Origin of the sequence: Streptomyces sp. NBC_01190 (assembly GCF_045039895.1) — a bacterium.
In the GTDB taxonomy this organism is placed as follows: domain Bacteria; phylum Actinomycetota; class Actinomycetes; order Streptomycetales; family Streptomycetaceae; genus Actinacidiphila.
Genome location: NZ_CP108580.1, coordinates 6,177,744 through 6,195,168, shown reverse-complemented (window position 1 = coordinate 6,195,168; position 17,425 = coordinate 6,177,744). Strand labels below are relative to the sequence as shown.

Annotated in this window: 12 protein-coding genes; 3 read left to right on the top strand and 9 right to left on the bottom strand. The window is 73.0% G+C overall.

What is annotated here, in order from left to right; translation table 11 throughout:
* Nucleotides 1-15: 15 nt before the first annotated feature.
* From OG519_RS26140 to OG519_RS26115, 6 genes are all read right to left on the bottom strand, one after another.
* Nucleotides 16-861, bottom strand: a complete 846-nt coding sequence (locus tag OG519_RS26140) for a GNAT family N-acetyltransferase (protein WP_405588614.1) — start codon at nucleotides 859-861, stop codon at nucleotides 16-18.
* Between the two features lie 134 nt (nucleotides 862-995).
* Nucleotides 996-2,150: a flavodoxin-dependent (E)-4-hydroxy-3-methylbut-2-enyl-diphosphate synthase gene (ispG, locus tag OG519_RS26135; protein WP_405588611.1), complete on the bottom strand. Its 1,155-nt coding sequence runs from the start codon at nucleotides 2,148-2,150 to the stop codon at nucleotides 996-998.
* Nucleotides 2,151-2,250: 100 nt separating this feature from the next.
* A complete protein-coding gene (locus OG519_RS26130; RefSeq protein WP_405588608.1) occupies nucleotides 2,251-3,567 on the bottom strand; it encodes a M50 family metallopeptidase in 1,317 nt (438 codons plus the stop codon).
* Nucleotides 3,564-4,814, bottom strand: coding sequence for a 1-deoxy-D-xylulose-5-phosphate reductoisomerase (gene dxr, locus OG519_RS26125; protein WP_405588605.1), 1,251 nt, complete (start codon nucleotides 4,812-4,814; stop codon nucleotides 3,564-3,566). Before dxr ends, OG519_RS26130 begins: the two co-directional genes overlap by 4 nt.
* A 127-nt stretch (nucleotides 4,815-4,941) precedes the next feature.
* On the bottom strand, nucleotides 4,942-6,870 hold the full coding sequence (locus tag OG519_RS26120; protein ID WP_405588602.1) for an acyl-CoA dehydrogenase family protein: 1,929 nt from the start codon (nucleotides 6,868-6,870) through the stop codon (nucleotides 4,942-4,944).
* Between the two features lie 138 nt (nucleotides 6,871-7,008).
* Nucleotides 7,009-8,493, bottom strand: coding sequence for an aldehyde dehydrogenase family protein (locus OG519_RS26115; protein ID WP_405588599.1), 1,485 nt, complete (start codon nucleotides 8,491-8,493; stop codon nucleotides 7,009-7,011).
* 250 nt (nucleotides 8,494-8,743) lie between these two features.
* Between OG519_RS26115 and OG519_RS26110 the strand changes: the two genes are divergently transcribed.
* Nucleotides 8,744-9,223: a CU044_2847 family protein gene (locus OG519_RS26110; RefSeq protein ID WP_405588597.1), complete on the top strand. Its 480-nt coding sequence runs from the start codon at nucleotides 8,744-8,746 to the stop codon at nucleotides 9,221-9,223.
* On the opposite strand, the gene OG519_RS26105 is transcribed toward OG519_RS26110, so the two are convergent.
* Entirely contained in the window at nucleotides 9,207-10,775 is a 1,569-nt protein-coding gene (locus tag OG519_RS26105; protein ID WP_405588594.1) for a PucR family transcriptional regulator, read from the bottom strand. The two genes, OG519_RS26110 and OG519_RS26105, sit on opposite strands and share 17 nt — an antisense overlap.
* 130 nt (nucleotides 10,776-10,905) lie before the next feature.
* Complete coding sequence (locus OG519_RS26100; RefSeq protein ID WP_405593008.1) at nucleotides 10,906-13,026, bottom strand: ATP-binding protein; 2,121 nt, start codon at nucleotides 13,024-13,026, stop codon at nucleotides 10,906-10,908.
* Nucleotides 13,027-13,438: 412 nt separating this feature from the next.
* Here OG519_RS26100 and gabT point away from each other — a divergent pair, with 412 nt between their 5' ends.
* Together gabT and OG519_RS26090 are read left to right on the top strand one after the other, a co-directional pair.
* Nucleotides 13,439-14,770, top strand: a complete 1,332-nt coding sequence (gene gabT, locus OG519_RS26095; RefSeq protein ID WP_405588591.1) for a 4-aminobutyrate--2-oxoglutarate transaminase — start codon at nucleotides 13,439-13,441, stop codon at nucleotides 14,768-14,770.
* 474 nt (nucleotides 14,771-15,244) lie between these two features.
* Nucleotides 15,245-15,922, top strand: coding sequence for a phosphatase PAP2 family protein (locus OG519_RS26090; RefSeq protein ID WP_405588588.1), 678 nt, complete (start codon nucleotides 15,245-15,247; stop codon nucleotides 15,920-15,922).
* Here the strand turns inward: OG519_RS26090 and OG519_RS26085 are convergent.
* The gene (locus OG519_RS26085; RefSeq protein WP_405588585.1) at nucleotides 15,919-17,418 is read right to left on the bottom strand and encodes a CoA-acylating methylmalonate-semialdehyde dehydrogenase; all 1,500 of its coding nucleotides are present in this window, start codon (nucleotides 17,416-17,418) and stop codon (nucleotides 15,919-15,921) included. The two genes, OG519_RS26090 and OG519_RS26085, sit on opposite strands and share 4 nt — an antisense overlap.
* Between the last annotated feature and the right edge of the window lie 7 nt (nucleotides 17,419-17,425).

The window sequence follows — 17,425 nt, the reverse complement described above, 5'->3', positions numbered from 1 at the left end:
GACCCTATCGGTCCTTCAGAACAACACACTCATGAAGGCACCCACTTCGGCGAAGCCCACCCGGTGGTAGGCGGCGCGGGCGGGGGTGTTGAAGTCGTTGACGTACAGACTCGCGACGGGCGCGACGTCCCGCAGGGCGTAGTGGAGGACGGCGGCCATGCCGGTCTCCGACAGGCCGCGGCCGCGGTGGCCGGGGGCGACCCAGACGCCCTGGATCTGGCAGGTGTGCCGGGTGACGGCGCCGATCTCCGCCTTGAAGACCACTTCGCCGTTCTCTATCCGGGCGAACGCCCGCCCGGTGGTGACGAGTTCGGCGACCCGGGCCTGGTAGAGGAGACCGCCGTCACCGGCCAGCGGGGAGATGCCGACCTCTTCGGTGAACATGGCCACGCAGGCGGGCAGCAGCACCTCCATCTCGTCGCGCCGGACCCGGCGGACCAGCGGGTCGGGGGTGACGTCCACCGGCAGTGTCCGGGTGGTCATCAGCGGCTGGTGGGCGCGGACCTCGCGGGCCGGTCCCCAGTGCGGTTCGAGTCGCGCCCACAGGTCGGCGGTGGGTTCGGCGGGGCCGACGATGGACGAGCAGCGGCGGCCGGACCGCCGGGCCCGTTCGGCGAAGGCGGCGACGGCCTCGGGGGTGGCGCAGATGGGTACGAGGTTGGCGCCCGCGTAGCACATCGAGGTGAGTTTGCCGCCGGTGTACCAGCCCCACATCTCGCCGCCGAGCCGCCACGGGTCGAGCCCCGCGACATTGACCCGGGAGGTCACGAAGGCGTTGGCCACCGGGTCGCGGCCGAGCACGGCGAGGGCGGCGTCGAGGTCGCCCGGGTCGAGCACCCGGGCGGTCGAGTGGGTCAGCATGCGGGCGCCTCACCGTACGGGCCGCGGACGACGGCGGGGAGTGACTCCGGCACTTTACCTCCCGGCCGGCAGGCAGTGCTCCGGGCCCGGTCCGCGGTACCCGGAGCGCGCGGGACACCGGTCATCGACGGGGTTCAGGAGATGCTCACCCGCGGTTCGCCGGAGGCGACACCCGCCGCTTCCATCTGCTCGGCGAGCTTCATCGCCTCTTCGATCAGGGTCTCGACGATCTGCGACTCGGGGACGGTCTTGATGATCTCGCCCTTGACGAAGATCTGGCCCTTGCCGTTGCCGGAGGCCACCCCGAGGTCGGCCTCGCGGGCCTCGCCGGGGCCGTTGACGACGCAGCCCATGACGGCGACGCGCAGCGGCACCTCCATGCCTTCGAGTCCCGCCGTCACCTGGTCGGCGAGCTTGTAGACGTCGACCTGGGCGCGGCCGCAGGACGGGCAGGAGACGATCTCCAGCCGGCGCTGGCGGAGGTTGAGCGACTCCAGGATCTGGATGCCGACCTTGACCTCCTCGGCGGGCGGCGCGGAGAGCGAGACGCGGATGGTGTCGCCGATGCCCTCGGCCAGCAGCGCGCCGAAGGCGACCGCGGACTTGATGGTGCCCTGGAAGGCGGGGCCGGCCTCGGTGACGCCGAGGTGCAGCGGGTAGTCGCAACTGCGGGCGAGCAGCCGGTAGGCGGCGACCATGACCACCGGGTCGTTGTGCTTCACCGAGATCTTGATGTCGCGGAAGTCGTGCTCCTCGAAGAGCGACGCCTCCCAGAGCGCGGACTCGGCGAGCGCCTCCGGGGTGGCCTTGCCGTACTTCTCCAGCAGCCGCCGGTCGAGGGAGCCGGCGTTGACGCCGATCCGGATGGGCACGCCGGCCGCGGCGGCGGCCTTGGCGATCTCCTTGACCTTGTCGTCGAACTGCTTGATGTTGCCCGGGTTGACCCGCACCGCGGCGCAGCCCGCGTCGATCGCGGCGAAGACGTACTTCGGCTGGAAATGGATGTCGGCGATGACCGGGATCTGGGACTTCCTGGCGATCGTGGAGAGCGCGTCGGCGTCGTCCTGGGTGGGGCAGGCGACGCGGACGATCTGGCAGCCGGAGGCGGTCAGCTCGGCGATCTGCTGGAGGGTCGCGCCGATGTCGGACGTCCTGGTGGTCGTCATCGACTGCACGGAGACCGGTGCGTCGCCGCCCACAGCGACACTTCCGACCTGGATCTGACGGCTTTTGCGGCGGTCGGCGAGCTTGATCGGAACATCCGGCATACCGAGCGAAATCGCGGTCATCTGCGTGGCATCCCCAAGGTTGGAACGAGGTCCCGTCGTGGGCGGGTACGTGCTTCGAGATTACGGCACCGCGCCCACGACTCTCACCCGACCCAAAGCATTACGTACTCAGTTTGACCGGGTTGACAACGTCAGCGATCAGGACCAGAAGGGTGAAGGACACAAAGATTCCGGCCACGACATACGCGATCGGCATGAGCTGGGCGACGTCGAAGGGGCCGGGGTCGGGTTTGCGGAACGCCCGGGCGGTGTGCCGGCGGACCGCCTCCCACAGGGCGCCGGCGATGTGGCCGCCGTCAAGGGGCAGCAGCGGCAGCATGTTGAAGAGGAACAGCGACAGGTTGAAGCCCGCCACCAGCATCACCATGGTGGCGACCCGGTCGATCGCGGGTTCCTTCAGCGAGAAGACCTCGCCGCCCACCCGGGCCGCGCCGACCACGCCCATCGGCGAGTCGGCCTTGCGCGGCGCCCCGTTGAAGGCCGCGTTCCACAGGTCGGGGATGCGCTGCGGCAGCCGGACCAGCGAGTCGACGCCCTGGCGGGCCATGTCGCCCATGTGGCCGACGGAGTCGGTGAAGGCGAGCGGCTCGATGTGGCTGGCCGGGCTGAAGCCGAGGAAGCCGGCCTTCACGGTGCCGTCCACCGGGTTGCCGTCGCCGTCGGTCTTGGCGACGACGTTGGTGGTGATGGTGGGGTGCAGGGTGAGCTGCTTGCCGTCCCGCTCGACCACGACGGTGGCGGTGCCCGCGCCCTTGCGGATGTCCTTGGACAGGTCCGCCCAGTTCTTCACCGGCCGCCCGTTGAAGGCGACGAACTTGTCGCCGGCCTGGAAGCCGGCCGTCCTGGCGGGCGCCACCGGGTCGGTGGGCCGGCACGGGTTGGCCGCGTCCCGCTTGGCGGTGTCGGCCTGGGAGATCACACAGTCGCTGACCTGGCCGACCACGGTGGTCTGCTTGCTGATGCCGATCCCCATGAAGACCGTCAGGGCCAGCCCGAAGGCCAGGATCAGGTTCATGAACGGGCCGGCGAACATCACGATGACGCGCTTCCACGGCTTGCGGGTGTAGAAGAGGCGGTGCTCGTCGCCCGGCTGCAACTCCTCGAAGGCCGCCGAGCGGGCGTCCTCGATCATGCTGCGCCACGGCGAGGTGGAGCGGGCGGTGATCCGGCCGTCCTCACCGGGCGGGAACATGCCGATCATGCGGATGTAGCCGCCGAGCGGGATCGCCTTGAAGCCGTATTCGGTGTCGCCCTTGCGCCGGGACCACAGGGTGGGGCCGAAGCCGACCATGTACTGCGGCACACGGATCTTGAAGAGCTTGGCCGTCGACAGGTGGCCGAGCTCGTGCCAGGCGATGGAGACCATCAGCCCGACGGCGAAGACGACTATGCCGAGGACCGTCATGAGAGCCGTCATACGCCTGCTGCCTCCGATGCCTGTGCGAGTTCCGCGGCCCGGGCCCTGGCCCAGGTCTCCGCTTCGAGTACGTCCGCGACCGTCAGTCGAGTTCCCGCGGCGGGCGCTCCGTGTTCCTCGACCACCCGGGCGACGGTGTCCACGATCCCGGTGAACGACAGCCGGCCGGTACGGAAGGCTTCGACGCATTCCTCGTTGGCCGCGTTGAACACCGCTGGCGCGGTGCCTCCGAGGCTACCGACATGGCGGGCCAGCGCGACCGACGGGAACGCGTCGTCGTCGAGCGGGAAGAACTCCCATGTTGACGCCTTGGACCAGTCGACGGCGGGGGCGGCGCCCGGCACCCGGTGGGGCCAGCCAAGGCCGAGGGCGATCGGCATCCGCATATCGGGGGGGCTGGCCTGGGCGAGGGTGGACCCGTCGCTGAACTCCACCATCGAGTGAACGTAGGACTGCGGGTGGACGACGACCTCGATCCGGTCGAAGGGGATGTCGTAGAGCAGGTGCGCCTCGATCACCTCAAGGCCCTTGTTGACCAGGGTCGCCGAGTTGATGGTGATCACCGGGCCCATGTCCCAGGTGGGGTGGGCGAGCGCCTGCTCGACGGTGACGGCCTCCAGCTCGGTCCGGGTCCGGCCGCGGAACGGGCCGCCGGAGGCGGTGACGATCAGCTTGCGGACCTCGCCGTGGCTGCCGCCGAGCAGCGCCTGGAAGAGCGCGGAGTGCTCGGAGTCGACCGGGATCACCTGCCCGGGCCTGGCCAGGGCCTTCACCAGCGGACCGCCGACGATCAGCGACTCCTTGTTGGCGAGCACCAGCACCCGGCCGGCCTCCAGGGCGGCCAGGGTGGGCCGCAGACCGATGGAGCCGGTGATGCCGTTGAGCACCGAGTGGCACTCCAGCGCGGCGGCCTCGGTGGCGGCGTCCGGGCCGGCCAGGATCTCCGGCAGCCGGTCGGTGCCGTAGCGCCGGCCGAGCGCCTCGCGCAGCGGGGCCACGGCGGCGGGGTCGGCGACGGCGACGGTGCGCACCCCGAGCGTGCGGGCCTGTTCCGCGAGCAGCTCGACCCGGCCGCCGGCCGCGGAGATCGCCACGACCTGGAAGCGGTCGGGGTTGCGGAGGACCACGTCGATCGCCTGGGTGCCGACCGAGCCGGTCGAGCCGAGGATCACGATGTCCCGGGGACCGCCGCCGGGCGACGGTGTGACGTGCGGGCGGTGGTGGGGGTCTGCGAGTGCGTCCGTCATGGGGGCCATTGTGTCCTGCCGGGGTCCGGTTCGGCGCGGGGGACCGGGCACGCCTGTGGACAAACCGGCCACCGGCCGTCCCGCTGGGTGCGGGACGGCCGGTCGACAGGGAGAGCCGGCCGGGCGGTCAACGAGGGGTGACGGGCCGGTGCACGTTCTTCTTCCGGGACGGCCCGGGGGTGGTGTCGGCGATCCACGGCCCCTCGCCGCTGACGTCGAGGACACCCGCCTCCAGCCAGTCCATGGAGCCGTTGAGCACGGCCTTGGTGAGCCGGTGGTCGGAGCCGTCGGTGTTGGTCCACAGCCGGTCGAAGAGCTCGTCGGTACGGACCCGGGCCTGCCGGCAGAAGGCGTCGGCGAGCTGCCGGGCCTCCTGTCCGTGGTCACCGGTGGCGGCCTGGTGCTCGGCGCGTACGCAGGCGGCGCTCATCGCGAAGAGCTCGGCGCCGATGTCCACGATCCTGGCCAGGAAGTTCTGCTTGGTCTCCAGCCGCCCCTGCCAGCGGGACATGGCGTAGAAGGTGCTGCGGGCCAGCTTGCGGGCGCTGCGCTCCACATAGCGCAGATGGCCGGCGAGCGGACCGAACTCCGCGTACGCGTTGGGCAGTTGGCCCGGTCCCGCGACCAGTTTGGGCAGCCAGCGGGCGTAGAAGGAGCCGGCCTTGGCGCCCGCCTTGGCCTTGTCGCCCATGGTGGCGTCCGGGTCGATCAGATCGCCGGCCACCGACAGGTGCGCGTCCACCGCCTCCCTGGCGATCAGCAGATGCATGATCTCGGTCGAGCCCTCGAAGATCCGGTTGATCCGCACGTCCCGCAGCAACTGCTCGGCCGGCACGGCGCGCTCGCCGCGGGCGGCCAGCGAGTCGGCGGTCTCGAAGCCGCGGCCGCCGCGGATCTGCACCAGCTCGTCGGCCATCCGGCAGGCGGCCTCGGACCCGAAGAGCTTGGCGAGCGCGGCCTCGATCCGGATGTCGTTGCGGTCCTCGTCGGCCATCTGCGAGGAGAGGTCGACCACGGCCTCCAGGGCGAAGGTGGTGGCCGCGATGTACGCGATCTTGGCGCCGACCGCCTCGTGCCGGGCGACCGGCCTGCCCCACTGCTCGCGGGCGGTGGACCACTCCCTGGCGATCTTCAGACACCACTTGCCTGCGCCGACACAGGCCGCGGGCAGCGAGAGGCGGCCGGTGTTGAGGGTGGTCAGGGCGATCTTCAGACCGGCGCCCTCGGCGCCGATCCGGTTGCCCGCCGGGACCCGGACCCGGTGGAAGCGGGTGACCCCGTTCTCCAGGCCGCGCAGGCCCATGAAGGCGTTGCGGTTCTCCACCGTGACGCCCTCGGCCGCCGCCTCGACGACGAAGGCGGTGATGCCGCCCTGGTGGCCCTCTGAGGCGGGCACCCGGGCCATCACCACCAGCAGGTCGGCGATCACGCCGTTGGTGGTCCACAGCTTCACGCCGTCCAGCAGGTAGTCGTCGCCGTCCGGCACCGCGGTGGTGGCCAGCCGGGCCGGGTCCGAGCCGACGTCCGGCTCGGTGAGCAGGAAGGCGCTGATGTCGGTCCGGGCGCAGCGGGGCAGGAACTCCTTCTTCTGCTCCTCGGTGCCGAACATCTTCAGCGGCTGCGGCACGCCGATCGACTGGTGGGCGGAGATCAGGGCGCCGACGGCGGCGTTGGCCGTACCGATCAGCGCCAGCGCCTTGTTGTAGTACACCTGCGTCAGGCCGAGGCCGCCGTACTCCTCGTCGATCTTCATCCCGAAGGCGCCGATCTCCTGGAGGCCGCGGATGGTCTCGTCCGGGATCCGGGCCTCGCGCTCGATCAGCGGGCCGTCGACGTGCTGCTCGCAGAAGTCGCGGAGCCGGGCGAGGAACGCCTCGCCCTTGGCCACCGCCTCCGGCTCGGGCTGCGGGTGCGGGTGGATGAGGTCGAGCCGGAAGCGGCCGAGGAAGAGCTCCTTGGCGAAGCTCGGCTTGTGCCAGTCCTGTTCTCTGGCGGCCTCGGCCACTTGCCGGGCCTCGCGCTCCGAGACGTTGCGTACTGCGGCGGGTGCGGACACGATTGCGTCACCTCCGGGTAGCCGGTTACCGACCGGTGCTACTTGTCCGTACTACCCGCGATCCCGCGAACAAGCCAGGCGGACGGCATTCGGCCGTACAGCCGCCCGCCGCCCGCCTCCACGCTTCTTACCGGGCCCTCAGAGGTCGAGGCCGGTGAGGACCAGCACCCGCTCGTAGGTGTAGTCCTCCATCGCGAACTTCACGCCCTCGCGGCCGTTGCCCGAGTCCTTCACCCCGCCGTACGGCATCTGGTCGGCGCGGTACGACGGCGCGTCACCGATGATCACACCGCCGACCTCCAGCTCCCGGTGCGCCCGGAAGGCCAACTGGATGTCATGGGTGAACACACCAGCCTGGAGGCCATACCGCGAATCATTGACGGCGGCAAAGGCCTCGTCGGCGTCGTTCACCCGATGCAGTGAGAGGACCGGGCCGAACGCCTCGGCCTGCGCCAGGATCGCGTCGCCCGGCAGCTCGGCGAGCACCGTCGGCGCGTAGCCGGCACCGTCCCGCTCGCCGCCGGTGAGCAGCTTGGCGCCCTTGGCCACCGCGTCGTCCACCCAGCTCGCCACCCGCTCGGCCGCGGCCTCGTTCACGAGCGGACCCACATCGGTGGCGTCGTCGGCCGGGTCGCCGGTGACCTGGCCGCGCACCTTCGCCAGGACCTTCTCCACCAGCGCGTCGTAGACCGCGCTCTCCGCGATCACCCGCTGCACCGATATGCAGGACTGGCCGCCCTGGTAATTGGCGAAGGTGGCGATCCGGGTCGCCGCCCACTCCAGGTCCTCCTCGCCGGACCAGTCGGCGAGCACCACGGCCGCCGCGTTTCCGCCCAGCTCCAGGGTGACGTGCTTGCGCGGCACCGAGTCCTTGATCCGGTAGCCGACCGTGTCGGAACCGGTGAAGGAGATCACCGGCAGCCGGGGGTCCTGGACCAGCGCGGGCATCCGGTCGTTCTCGACCGGCAGCACGCTCCACGCGCCTGCCGGCAGGCCGGTCGTCCCGGCGAGGATCTCGCCGAGCAGCAGCGCGGAGAGCGGAGTGGCCGGCGCCGGCTTCAGGATGATCGGCGCGCCGACCGCGATCGCCGGGGCGACCTTGTGCGCCACCAGGTTGAGCGGGAAGTTGAACGGCGCGATGCCGAGCACCGGGCCGTGGGGGAAGCGCCGGGTCAGCGCGAGGCGCCCCACGCCGCCCGGGTCGGTGTCCAGCCGCTGCGCCTCGCCGCCGTTGAAGCGGCGGGCCTCCTCGGCGGCCCAGCGGAACACCGACACCGCCCGGCCCACCTCGCCGCGCGCCCACTTGATCGGCTTGCCGTTCTCCGCGGTGATCAGCCGGGCGGCCTCCTCGGCCCGCGCCGCCAGCTCCCTCGCCACATGGTCGAGCGCGGCGGCCCTGACGTGCGCGGACGTCGCGGCGAACTCCCGCTGCGCCCCGGCGGCCGCCGCCACCGCCTCCTCGACCTGCGCGTCGGTCGGCACACTCACCCGGCCGACCAGGGCGCCGTCCCACGAGCTGGTCACGTCGAAGCTGTCCTGCCCGGTGGCCGGGCGCCCCGCCAGCCAGAACGCGGAGGGGGCTGCGGCTGAGGTGGTCACGGTGGTCCGCCCTTTCCTGCACATGGTCGCTACGCGCCGTCGATCGGCTGCCCTCACCGTAGGCGCGCGGGCCGGCGGCGGCCGTTGTCCACCGCGGAGTACCGGGCCGCCCGGGCGCTACGGATTGGCCAGAGCCGCCGCGCGGGGCGGCCGCCCCGCATATTCTGCTGGTCCCCGCCCCTCGCCGGACGGGCGCGGGTCGGAGGCAGGTCGGAGGCGGATCGGCCGCGGGTCGGAGGCGGATCGGCCGCGGGATACGGGGAGGCGAAGACGGATGGCGGAGACCGTGACGATCGCGCTGGGGGACGGCTCGACCGTGCGGGCGGAGGTCATCGGCGAGGTGCCTTTCACCCACCCCGACGACAGCGGCGGCTACGGCGACGTCGGCGTGCGCGGCCGCGCGGCCGCCGTCGGCTCGGCGGTCGCCCTCACCCTCGACGAGGTCCGCGACACCGTACGCGGCATCGGCCGCTGGGCGGCGGAGACCATCACGGCGGGCGGCGCCGCGGGCTCCCCCGACTCCTTCGAGGTCGAGTTCGGCCTCAAGCTGGCGGTGAAGTCGGGTCAGCTGCTGGGCATCATCGCGGAGGCCGGCGCCGAGGCAGGGCTGACGGTGCGGCTGTCCTGGGACCTGGCGGCGCGCCGCGCGGCCGCGCCGCTTCCGGCCGGAGAGCCGCCGCCCGAAGAGCTTCGGGCCGGGGAGCCGCCCGAGGGCGCCGCGCCCGCCGCGGCGCCGCCTACTCCCCCTCTTTGAGCACCTTCAGCGCCAGCCACAGCTCCATCCGGACGTCCGGGTCGTCGAGCGAGCGTCCCAGGATCTCCTCGACCCGCCGCATCCGGTAGCGCAGGGTGTGCCGGTGGACGCCCAGGACCGCCGCCGCCGCGTCCCACTGGCCGTGGTGGGAGAGCCAGGCCGCCAGCGAGGCCACCAGGTCGCCGCGCGAGGTGGAGTCGTGCTCGCGCAGCGGCCGCAGCAGCCCCTCGGCGAAGGCGCGCACCGCGTCGTCCGCGAGCAGCGGCAGCACCGAGCCGGCGCCCACCTCGCCGTGCTCCACCAGGCTGAGGCCACGGCGCAGCGCCACCGCGAGCGCGTTCTCGGCCTGCCGGTGCGCCTCGGGCACCTCCTCCGGCGGGACCGGGGCGGACAGTCCGGCGGACAGTCCGTCCTGGGCCTCGGCGAGGTCGACGGCGGTGGCGAAGGAGTGCGCGTCCTCGGCGGCGAGGACGATCAGCCGGGCCCCGTCGCGCACCGCGAGCAGGGGCTCGCCGGCCCGGACCGCGGCGGCCTCGGCCCGCTCGGCGAGCAGGGCCGTCGCGTCGTCGGCGGCGGGGTGCGCGGCGCTTACCGTACCGGCATCCCCTGGCGCGGCGATGAGCAGTCGCAGCGGGTGGTCGAAGAGCGTGCCGTACAGGCGCCCGGCGACGCTGCGGGCGTGCGCGGCCTCCCCGGCGAGCAGCATCCGCAGCAGCGCGGCGGCCAGCCTGCCCTGCGCGTCCTGGAGGGTGCGGGACTGCTCCAGGGAGAGGGTGAGCAGGGCGACCGCCGAGTGCACGACATAACGGGCGGCCGTGTCGAGGCGCTCCTCGGTGCCGACCGCGAGGAAGCCGCGGGGGCGGCGCCCGGTGCCGAGCGACTGCAACTCCACCCGGTCCTCGCTGCCGGCCGGTCCCGCGACGGCGGCGCTGGCCGGGGCCGGGGTGTCGCGGAGCCGGTCGATCTCGCCGGCCAGCCGGGCGGCGCGGCGCCCCGCCCAGTCCGGGGCGGCGGCCACCACGGCGCCCGAGGCGTCGTAGAGGGCGGCCCAGCCGTCCAGGTGGGCGGCGAGCCGGGCGAGCAGCGCGCCGGTGCCGTCGGGGGCGAGCGCGGCCCTGGTCAGTTCGCGCTGGGCCTCGAAGCCCGCGGTGACCGCCTTGTACTGGTCGGCGGCGACCGCCGCGGAGACGGCCTTGCTGATGGCGATGAAGGGCGTGGCGCGGGGCACTTCGAGCAGCGGCAGCCGGGCCTCGGCGGCGGCTTTCACCAGGGCGGGCGGCACCTCGTCGTGTCCGACGCCGACGCCGAAGCCCAGGCCGACCACGCCGGCCGCGGCCAGCCGCCGTACGTACCCGCGCAGGAAACCGGCGTCCTCGACGTCCAGTTTGAGGCCGGTGGTGAGCAGCAGTTCGCCGCCCTCCAGATAGGGCGCCGGGTCGTCGAGTTCGCTGGTGTGGACCCAGCGGACGACGGCGTCGAGCCGGTCCTCTCCGGCGAGGACGCCGAGCTTGAGCGCCGAGTGCTGGACGAGGGAGGCGAGGGTGAGCGGCATACGGTCCTGGCGTGCGGTGGGAGGCCGGTGGACAGTGCGGTCGGGGCCGTCCGGTGCGGAGCGGACGGCGGGTCGGGGCGGGCCGCTGCCGGCCGCGCTCCTCGATTGTGCCGCACCGGGAGCCACCGGCTCACGCCCGCAGATCGAGCAGCACCGGCGGGGCGTGGTCCCCGGCGGTGGTGGTCAGCGAGAGCACGGCGTGGCCGGCCGGGACGCCGTGCGCCAGTTCGGAGGCGGACCAGCGCTCCCGTTCGACCTTGCGGACGGTGACGGACTCGGTGGTGGCCGCCTCGCCGGTGAACGCCCGCCGCACGCCCCGGCTGGTCCGCCGCAGCAGTCCGCCGGACTGGTCGGGGCTGCGGGTGACGTCCCGGGTCTCCACCCAGGTGGTGCCCCATGCCTCGGCGAAGCGCTTGCCGTCCCAGGTGGTGACGCCGGACAGCGCCATCCGGCAGCCGACCGCGCCCAGCAGGGCGCTGCGCAGCGCCTCCGGTACGTCGTCGAGGGTGCGCAGGGTCAGCAGTATCCCGGCGTTGGCGGAGCGCAGCCTGGCCATGCCGCGAACGGCGTCGGCGGTGACGGTGTGCGCGGCGTCGTCCAGCACCAGGCAGGCGAAGAGCGACCGGTCGCGGCGGGTGGTGACGGCGGCGGTGAACTGGGCGAGCACCAGCCGGGCCAGGATGCGGGACGCCTCGGCGTGGCCCCGCTCCGGCAGGTCGATCCTGACCCGCAGCGGGTGTTCGAGCGCGTGCATGGAGAACGGCCGGGAGCGTCCGGTGACGTCGAAGAAGCCGGCGAAGGCGGGCCGGTCGAGCAGCGCCACCCGGTCGGCCAGCCGGGGACCGATGTCGCCGGGGCGGCCGATCTGCCGGGCCCGGGCGTCGAGTTCGCGGACCATGGCGGGCGCGCCCGCGGCGTCGAGGGCCTCCCGCAGGGCCGCGTACACGTGCGGGGTGCCGTCCAGGAGTTCGCGCAGCTCGGTGACGGGCGGGAAGTGGCCGCGGGCGGCGGCGTAGGGGCCGAGGAGCTGGCTGAGCGCGGTGCCGGCCCGGCGCAGCTCGCCCTCGTCGGTGGAGTTCCCGTCGAGCAGCGCCTCGGCGAGGGTGGCCGCCGCGGCGTCCGGATCGGTGCCGCCGCCGTAGAGGTCGAGGTCGTAGCGGGAGGTGGGGTCGGCGAGCGAGATCACCACGTCGTAGGCGCCGGGCGGGCCCAGCTCGGCGCCGGCCGCCCCGACCGCGACCACCGCGGCCTGTCCGGCCAGCGCCTGGAGGCACAGCGACTCCACGACCGGCCGGACCAGGTGCCGGGTCTTGCCGGAGCCGGCCGGACCGACCGCGAGCAGCCCGGTGCCAAGAAGGGCCGGGTCGAGCGCGATACCGGAGCCCCGGTGCTGGTACGGGTTGCGTTCGTCGTCGGCGCCCCGGCCGATCCGCACCTGCCGGTTGAGCAGGTCGTGCGGGGCGTCGCGGTGTGGCAGGTCACGGGCGCCGGAGGGGTGGCCGCAGGCGCCCGCGCCGTGGCGCAGCACCGCGTCGGTGAAGGCGCCGAGCCGGCCGGGGTCGGCGGCCACGCCGGTCCAGGCGCGGTGGATCCGGGTGTAGTCCACGTCGTTCATCCGCCCGGTGCGGACCTCGGCGGCCAGCCGGTCGGCGAGCGCGTACTGCCGCGCCGCGCGCAGCTCCGGCCACTCCACCGGGTCGCTCTGCGCGTCCTGTGGCGCGGCGCCGGGCGCGGGCTCGTCCCAGAGCTTGCCGAGCGCCGGCTGGACGTAGCGGCGCCAGACCTCGCGCCACTGGCCGCGGCGGGCGAGCAGCAGCCCCAGCAGGAAGAGCACCACCGCGTATCCGGAGTAGCCGAAGACCGTGTAGAAGAAGGCCCCGTGGGTCCAGGCGTCGGGCAGGAACACCCGGATGATCCCCGCCACGAGCTGGTAGGCGAGGTCGCCGCCGTTGAGGAAGAGCGACCAGAGGAAGATCGCGGCGAGCCCGGTGAGGACGGCGAGGCCGAGCAGGTGCCGGGCCGGCAGCCGGTCGGGGTCGGGGGCGGCGCGGGGGGTGTGGGCGAAGCCGTAGACACCGGGCGCGTCGATCGCCCGCGGTGTGCGCAGCCAGATCTCCAGCGCGGACGCCGGGGGCGCTTGCGCCGGCATCGGCGGCGGCCCGGCGGGGCGCGGCACGGGAGCGCCGGCGGGCTTGTGGGGCGCGCTGTCCCCGTACGGGCCCGCGGAGCGGTACCCGCCCTCGTGATCCATGGCGTCCATGGCGTGCTGCCCCTCGCCCCTCGTCGCCCGTCGTCTCGTCGTCTCTCGTCGCTTCGTCGCTTCGACGCTTCGACGCTTCGTCGCTTCGACGCTTCGTCGCTTCGACGATGCGCACAATGTAGTCGAGCCGCTACGCCGGTAAAAGGATCTTGCCGGTACCGGGGCAGGGGCCCCGCTGTCCGCGGCGGCGCCCGCGGGCGGCCGGACCGTGGCCGGATGCACGCGGCCGCCGGCCGCACTGTCCGATCCGGCGCAACCGGACCCGGCAGTGTTACCGATCGGCGTATGCGGTCCGGCCGCGCCCCGGCCTAACCTGCGGGAAGAATCGACCGATCACCGCACGGACCGATCACCGGGTTTCCGCATCACCCGTCGCCCGTCGCCCACGAGGAGAGTGCCCCCCATGACCGATCTGCCCCAGGAGCGCCGGCTCGTCACCGCCATCCCCGGCCCGAAGTCGCAGGAGCTGATGGCCAGGAAGAGCGCGGCGGTCGCGGACGGGGTCGGCGTCACCCTGCCGGTGTTCGTGACGCGGGCCGGCGGCGGTGTGGTGGAGGACGTGGACGGCAACCGGCTGATCGACTTCGGCTCGGGCATCGCCGTCACCTCGGTGGGCAACAGCGCGCCGGCCGTGGTGCGCCGGGCCACCGAGCAGCTCGCCGACTTCACCCACACCTGTTTCATGATCACCCCGTACGAGGGGTACGTGGAGGTCGCGGAGCAGCTCGCCGAACTGACCCCGGGCGACCACCCCAAGAAGTCGGCGCTCTTCAACTCGGGCGCCGAGGCGGTGGAGAACGCGGTGAAGATCGCCCGCGCCTACACCAAGCGCCCCGCGGTCGTCGTCTTCGACCACGGCTACCACGGCCGCACCAACCTCACGATGGCGCTGACCGCGAAGAACATGCCGTACAAGGAGGGCTTCGGGCCCTTCGCGCCCGAGGTCTACCGGGTGCCGCTGGCCTACGGCTACCGCTGGCTGACCGGCCCGGAGCACGCAGCGGAGGAGGCGGCGGCGCAGGCGATCGACCAGATCACCAAGCAGATCGGCGCCGAGCACGTGGCGGCGATCGTGATCGAGCCGATCTCCGGTGAGGGCGGCTTCATCGAGCCGGCCAAGGGCTTCCTGCCGCGCATCGCCCAGTTCGCCAAGGACAACGGCATCGTCTTCGTGGCGGACGAGATCCAGACCGGCTTCTGCCGGACCGGCCAGTGGTTCGCCTGCGAGGACGAGGGCATCGTGCCGGATCTGATCACCACCGCGAAGGGCATCGCCGGCGGCCTGCCGCTGGCCGCGGTGACCGGCCGGGCTGAGATCATGGACGCGGCGCACTCCGGCGGCCTCGGCGGCACCTACGGCGGCAACCCGGTGGCGTGTGCGGCGGCGCTCGGTGCGATCGAGACGATGCGGGAGCTGGACCTGCCGGCCCGGGCCCGGCGGATCGGCGAGCTGATGACGCCCCGGCTGGAGGCGATGCGGGAGAAGTTCCCGGTGATCGGCGAGGTCCGCGGGCGCGGCGCGATGATCGCGGTGGAGCTGGTCGAGCCGGGCACCAAGGAGCCCAACCCGGCGGTCACCTCGGCGGTGGCGAAGGCGTGCCACGCGGCCGGGCTGATCGTTCTCACCTGTGGGACGTACGGAAACGTGTTGCGCTTCCTGCCGCCGCTCGTCATCGGGGAGGATTTGCTGGGCGAGGGCCTCGACATCATCGAGGACGCCTTCGCCGCGGTGTGAGCCCGGTGCTGAGTCCGGCGTGAAGGCCGGTATGAATTCCGCTACGGGTTCCGGTACGAATTCCGGTATGCGCACGGCATGAGTGCGGCATGCGAACGGCACGAGTCGGGCACGGATCCGGCGCTATGGCAGGGGGCGGACAGGGTCGTGAAGAAGGTGTGCGGGCCTGATGGCGGACGGGTGAGTTCGCGCCCTGGAGAGACTTCTGTGACGTACGGTTTCCGAAGAACACCCCGCTCGTGGCGGACTCCCCAGAACTCCACGGGCGGCAACGCGCCGGTGAATCCCCATCACCGGCACGGCAGTGCCCTCGCGCACGACACCGCCGGGTCCGTTGGCCCCGGCAATCCTCGCCGATCGGTCGGCCGTCCGTCCCACACCCCCCGGGACGGACGGTACGGCGGTCGCCCTGGCCGCCCCGTAACTCTCCCCCCTGTTCCGGGGCGGCTCATTTGGCTGTTCACCCTCGGGGTGGTGCTGTTCGCGGCGCTCACCTGGCAGGTGTCCTCGCACGGACCGCTGGTGGGCCGCGACGCGGCGGTGCTCGGCTGGTTCCGGCGGGAGGCCGCCGCGCACCCCTGGTTCACCACCACCGCCCACTACTTCTGCAAGCTGGGCAATATCGAGGTCGCGGTGCCGGTGCTGCTGGCGGCGGTGTGTCTGGCGGGCTGGCTCGGCCGCCGGGCCGGGCTGCCGCGCGGCTGGCTGCCGCCCGCCGCGGCCCTGCTGGTGATCGTGGTGCTGCCGGTCGTGGTGACGGTGGCCAAGGACGCGGTGGGGCGGCCCGCCCCCGGCCGGACGGTGCCCGACCCCTCCGGCTACGGCTACTTCCCGTCCGGCCACACCGCGACCTCGGCGGTCGCGTACGGCGCCGCGGCCCTGCTGCTGCTTCCCTGGGTACGCGGCGGGGCGGCCCGGCTGGTGCTGCTCGCGGGCACGCCCCTGCTGCTCCTCCTGGTCGGTTTCTCCCTGGTCTGGTGCGACTACCACTGGCCGCTCGACGTGCTCGCCAGTTGGTCGCTGACGCTGAGCCTGCTGACGGTGGTGGCGGCGGCCGTGACGGCGGTGCACCGGCCGGACCGGCAGGACCTGACAGCGGGACCGGCGGGGCCGGCGGGACCTGACGGCGGCCCGGTCGGCGACAGACGCTAGCTGTTGGTCGGGAAGCCGAGGTTGATCCCGCCGTGGGAGGGGTCGAGCCAGCGGGCGGTGACCGCCTTGCCCCGGGTGAAGAACTTGACGCCCTCCTCGCCGTAGGCGTGCGCGTCGCCGAAGAGGGAGGACTTCCAGCCGCCGAAGGAGTAGTAGGCGACCGGCACCGGGATGGGCACGTTGATGCCGACCATGCCCACCTCGACCTCGTGCTGGAAGCGGCGCGCGGCGCCCCCGTCGTTGGTGAAGACCGCCGCGCCGTTGCCGTAGGGGTTGGCGTTGATCAGCGCGAGCCCCTCGTCGTAGGAGGCGACCCGGACCACCGAGAGGACCGGGCCGAAGATCTCGTCGTCGTAGACCGACATGCCGGGCCTGACGTGGTCGAAGAGGGTGGGGCCGAGCCAGAAGCCCGCGGCCTCGCCCTCGATCGGGTGCTTGCGCCCGTCCACCGCGAGGGCGGCCCCGTCGGTGACGCCGCTGTCGAGGTAGGCGGTGACCTTGTCGCGGTGGGCGCCGGTGACCAGCGGGCCCATCTCGGAGCCGGGGGCGGAGCCGGGTCCCACGGTCAGGCCGGCGATGCGCCGGCCGATCCGCTCGACCAGCCGGTCCCCGACCGGGTCGACAGCGACCAGCACGGACACCGCCATGCAGCGTTCGCCGGCCGCGCCGAAGCCGGCGTTGACGGCGGCGTCCGCGGCCAGGTCCAGATCGGCGTCGGGCAGCACCAGCATGTGGTTCTTGGCGCCGCCGAGCGCCTGCACCCGCTTGCCGTGCCGGGTGCCGGTCTCGTACACGTAGCGGGCGACCGGGGTGGAGCCGACGAAGGACACCGCCTTGATGTCGGGGTGTTCGAGCAGCCGGTCGACGGCCGGCTTGTCGCCGTGCACGACGTTGAAGACGCCGTCCGGCAGCCCGGCCTCACGCCACAGGGCGGCCAGGAAGTTCGCGGCCGACGGGTCCTTCTCCGACGGTTTGACGACCACCGTGTTGCCGGCCGCGATGGCGATCGGGAAGAACCACATCGGCACCATGGCCGGGAAGTTGAACGGGGAGATGACGGCGACGGGGCCGAGCGGCTGCCGGATGGAGTAGACGTCGACACCGGTGGAGGCCTGCTCGGTGTAGCCACCCTTGACGAGCTGCGGGATGCCGCAGGCGTACTCGACCACTTCGAGGCCGCGGGCGATCTCGCCGAGCGCGTCGGAGTGCACCTTGCCGTGCTCGGCGACGATGACCGCGGCGAGTTCCTCCCGGCGGGCGTTGAGGAGTTCGCGGAAGGCGAAGAGCACGGTGGTGCGTTTGGCGACGGAGGCGTGCCGCCACTCCTGGAAGGCGGTGCGGGCGGCGGCGACCGCCTCGTCCACCACCTCGGGGCCGGCCAGGTCCACCTGCCCGGTGATCCGTCCGGTGGCGGGGTCGTAGACGTCGCCGTGCCGTGGCGCGTCGCCGCGCCAGGGCTGTCCGGCGATCCAGTGGGTGATGTGCGTGGCCGTCACGAGTGAG

Excerpts from the sequence above, each read along its gene's own strand:
- OG519_RS26115 (WP_405588599.1), bottom strand. The coding sequence starts at position 8,493 with ATGTGCAGGAAAGGGCGGACCACCGTGACCACCTCAGCCGCAGCCCCC.
- OG519_RS26105 (WP_405588594.1), bottom strand. The coding sequence starts at position 10,775 with ATGCCGCTCACCCTCGCCTCCCTCGTCCAGCACTCGGCGCTCAAGCTC.
- OG519_RS26130 (WP_405588608.1), bottom strand. The coding sequence starts at position 3,567 with ATGACGGCTCTCATGACGGTCCTCGGCATAGTCGTCTTCGCCGTCGGG.
- OG519_RS26110 (WP_405588597.1), top strand. The coding sequence starts at position 8,744 with ATGGCGGAGACCGTGACGATCGCGCTGGGGGACGGCTCGACCGTGCGG.
- gabT (WP_405588591.1), top strand. The coding sequence starts at position 13,439 with ATGACCGATCTGCCCCAGGAGCGCCGGCTCGTCACCGCCATCCCCGGC.
- OG519_RS26140 (WP_405588614.1), bottom strand. The coding sequence starts at position 861 with ATGCTGACCCACTCGACCGCCCGGGTGCTCGACCCGGGCGACCTCGAC.
- OG519_RS26100 (WP_405593008.1), bottom strand. The coding sequence starts at position 13,026 with ATGGATCACGAGGGCGGGTACCGCTCCGCGGGCCCGTACGGGGACAGC.
- ispG (WP_405588611.1), bottom strand. The coding sequence starts at position 2,150 with ATGACCGCGATTTCGCTCGGTATGCCGGATGTTCCGATCAAGCTCGCC.
- dxr (WP_405588605.1), bottom strand. The coding sequence starts at position 4,814 with ATGACGGACGCACTCGCAGACCCCCACCACCGCCCGCACGTCACACCG.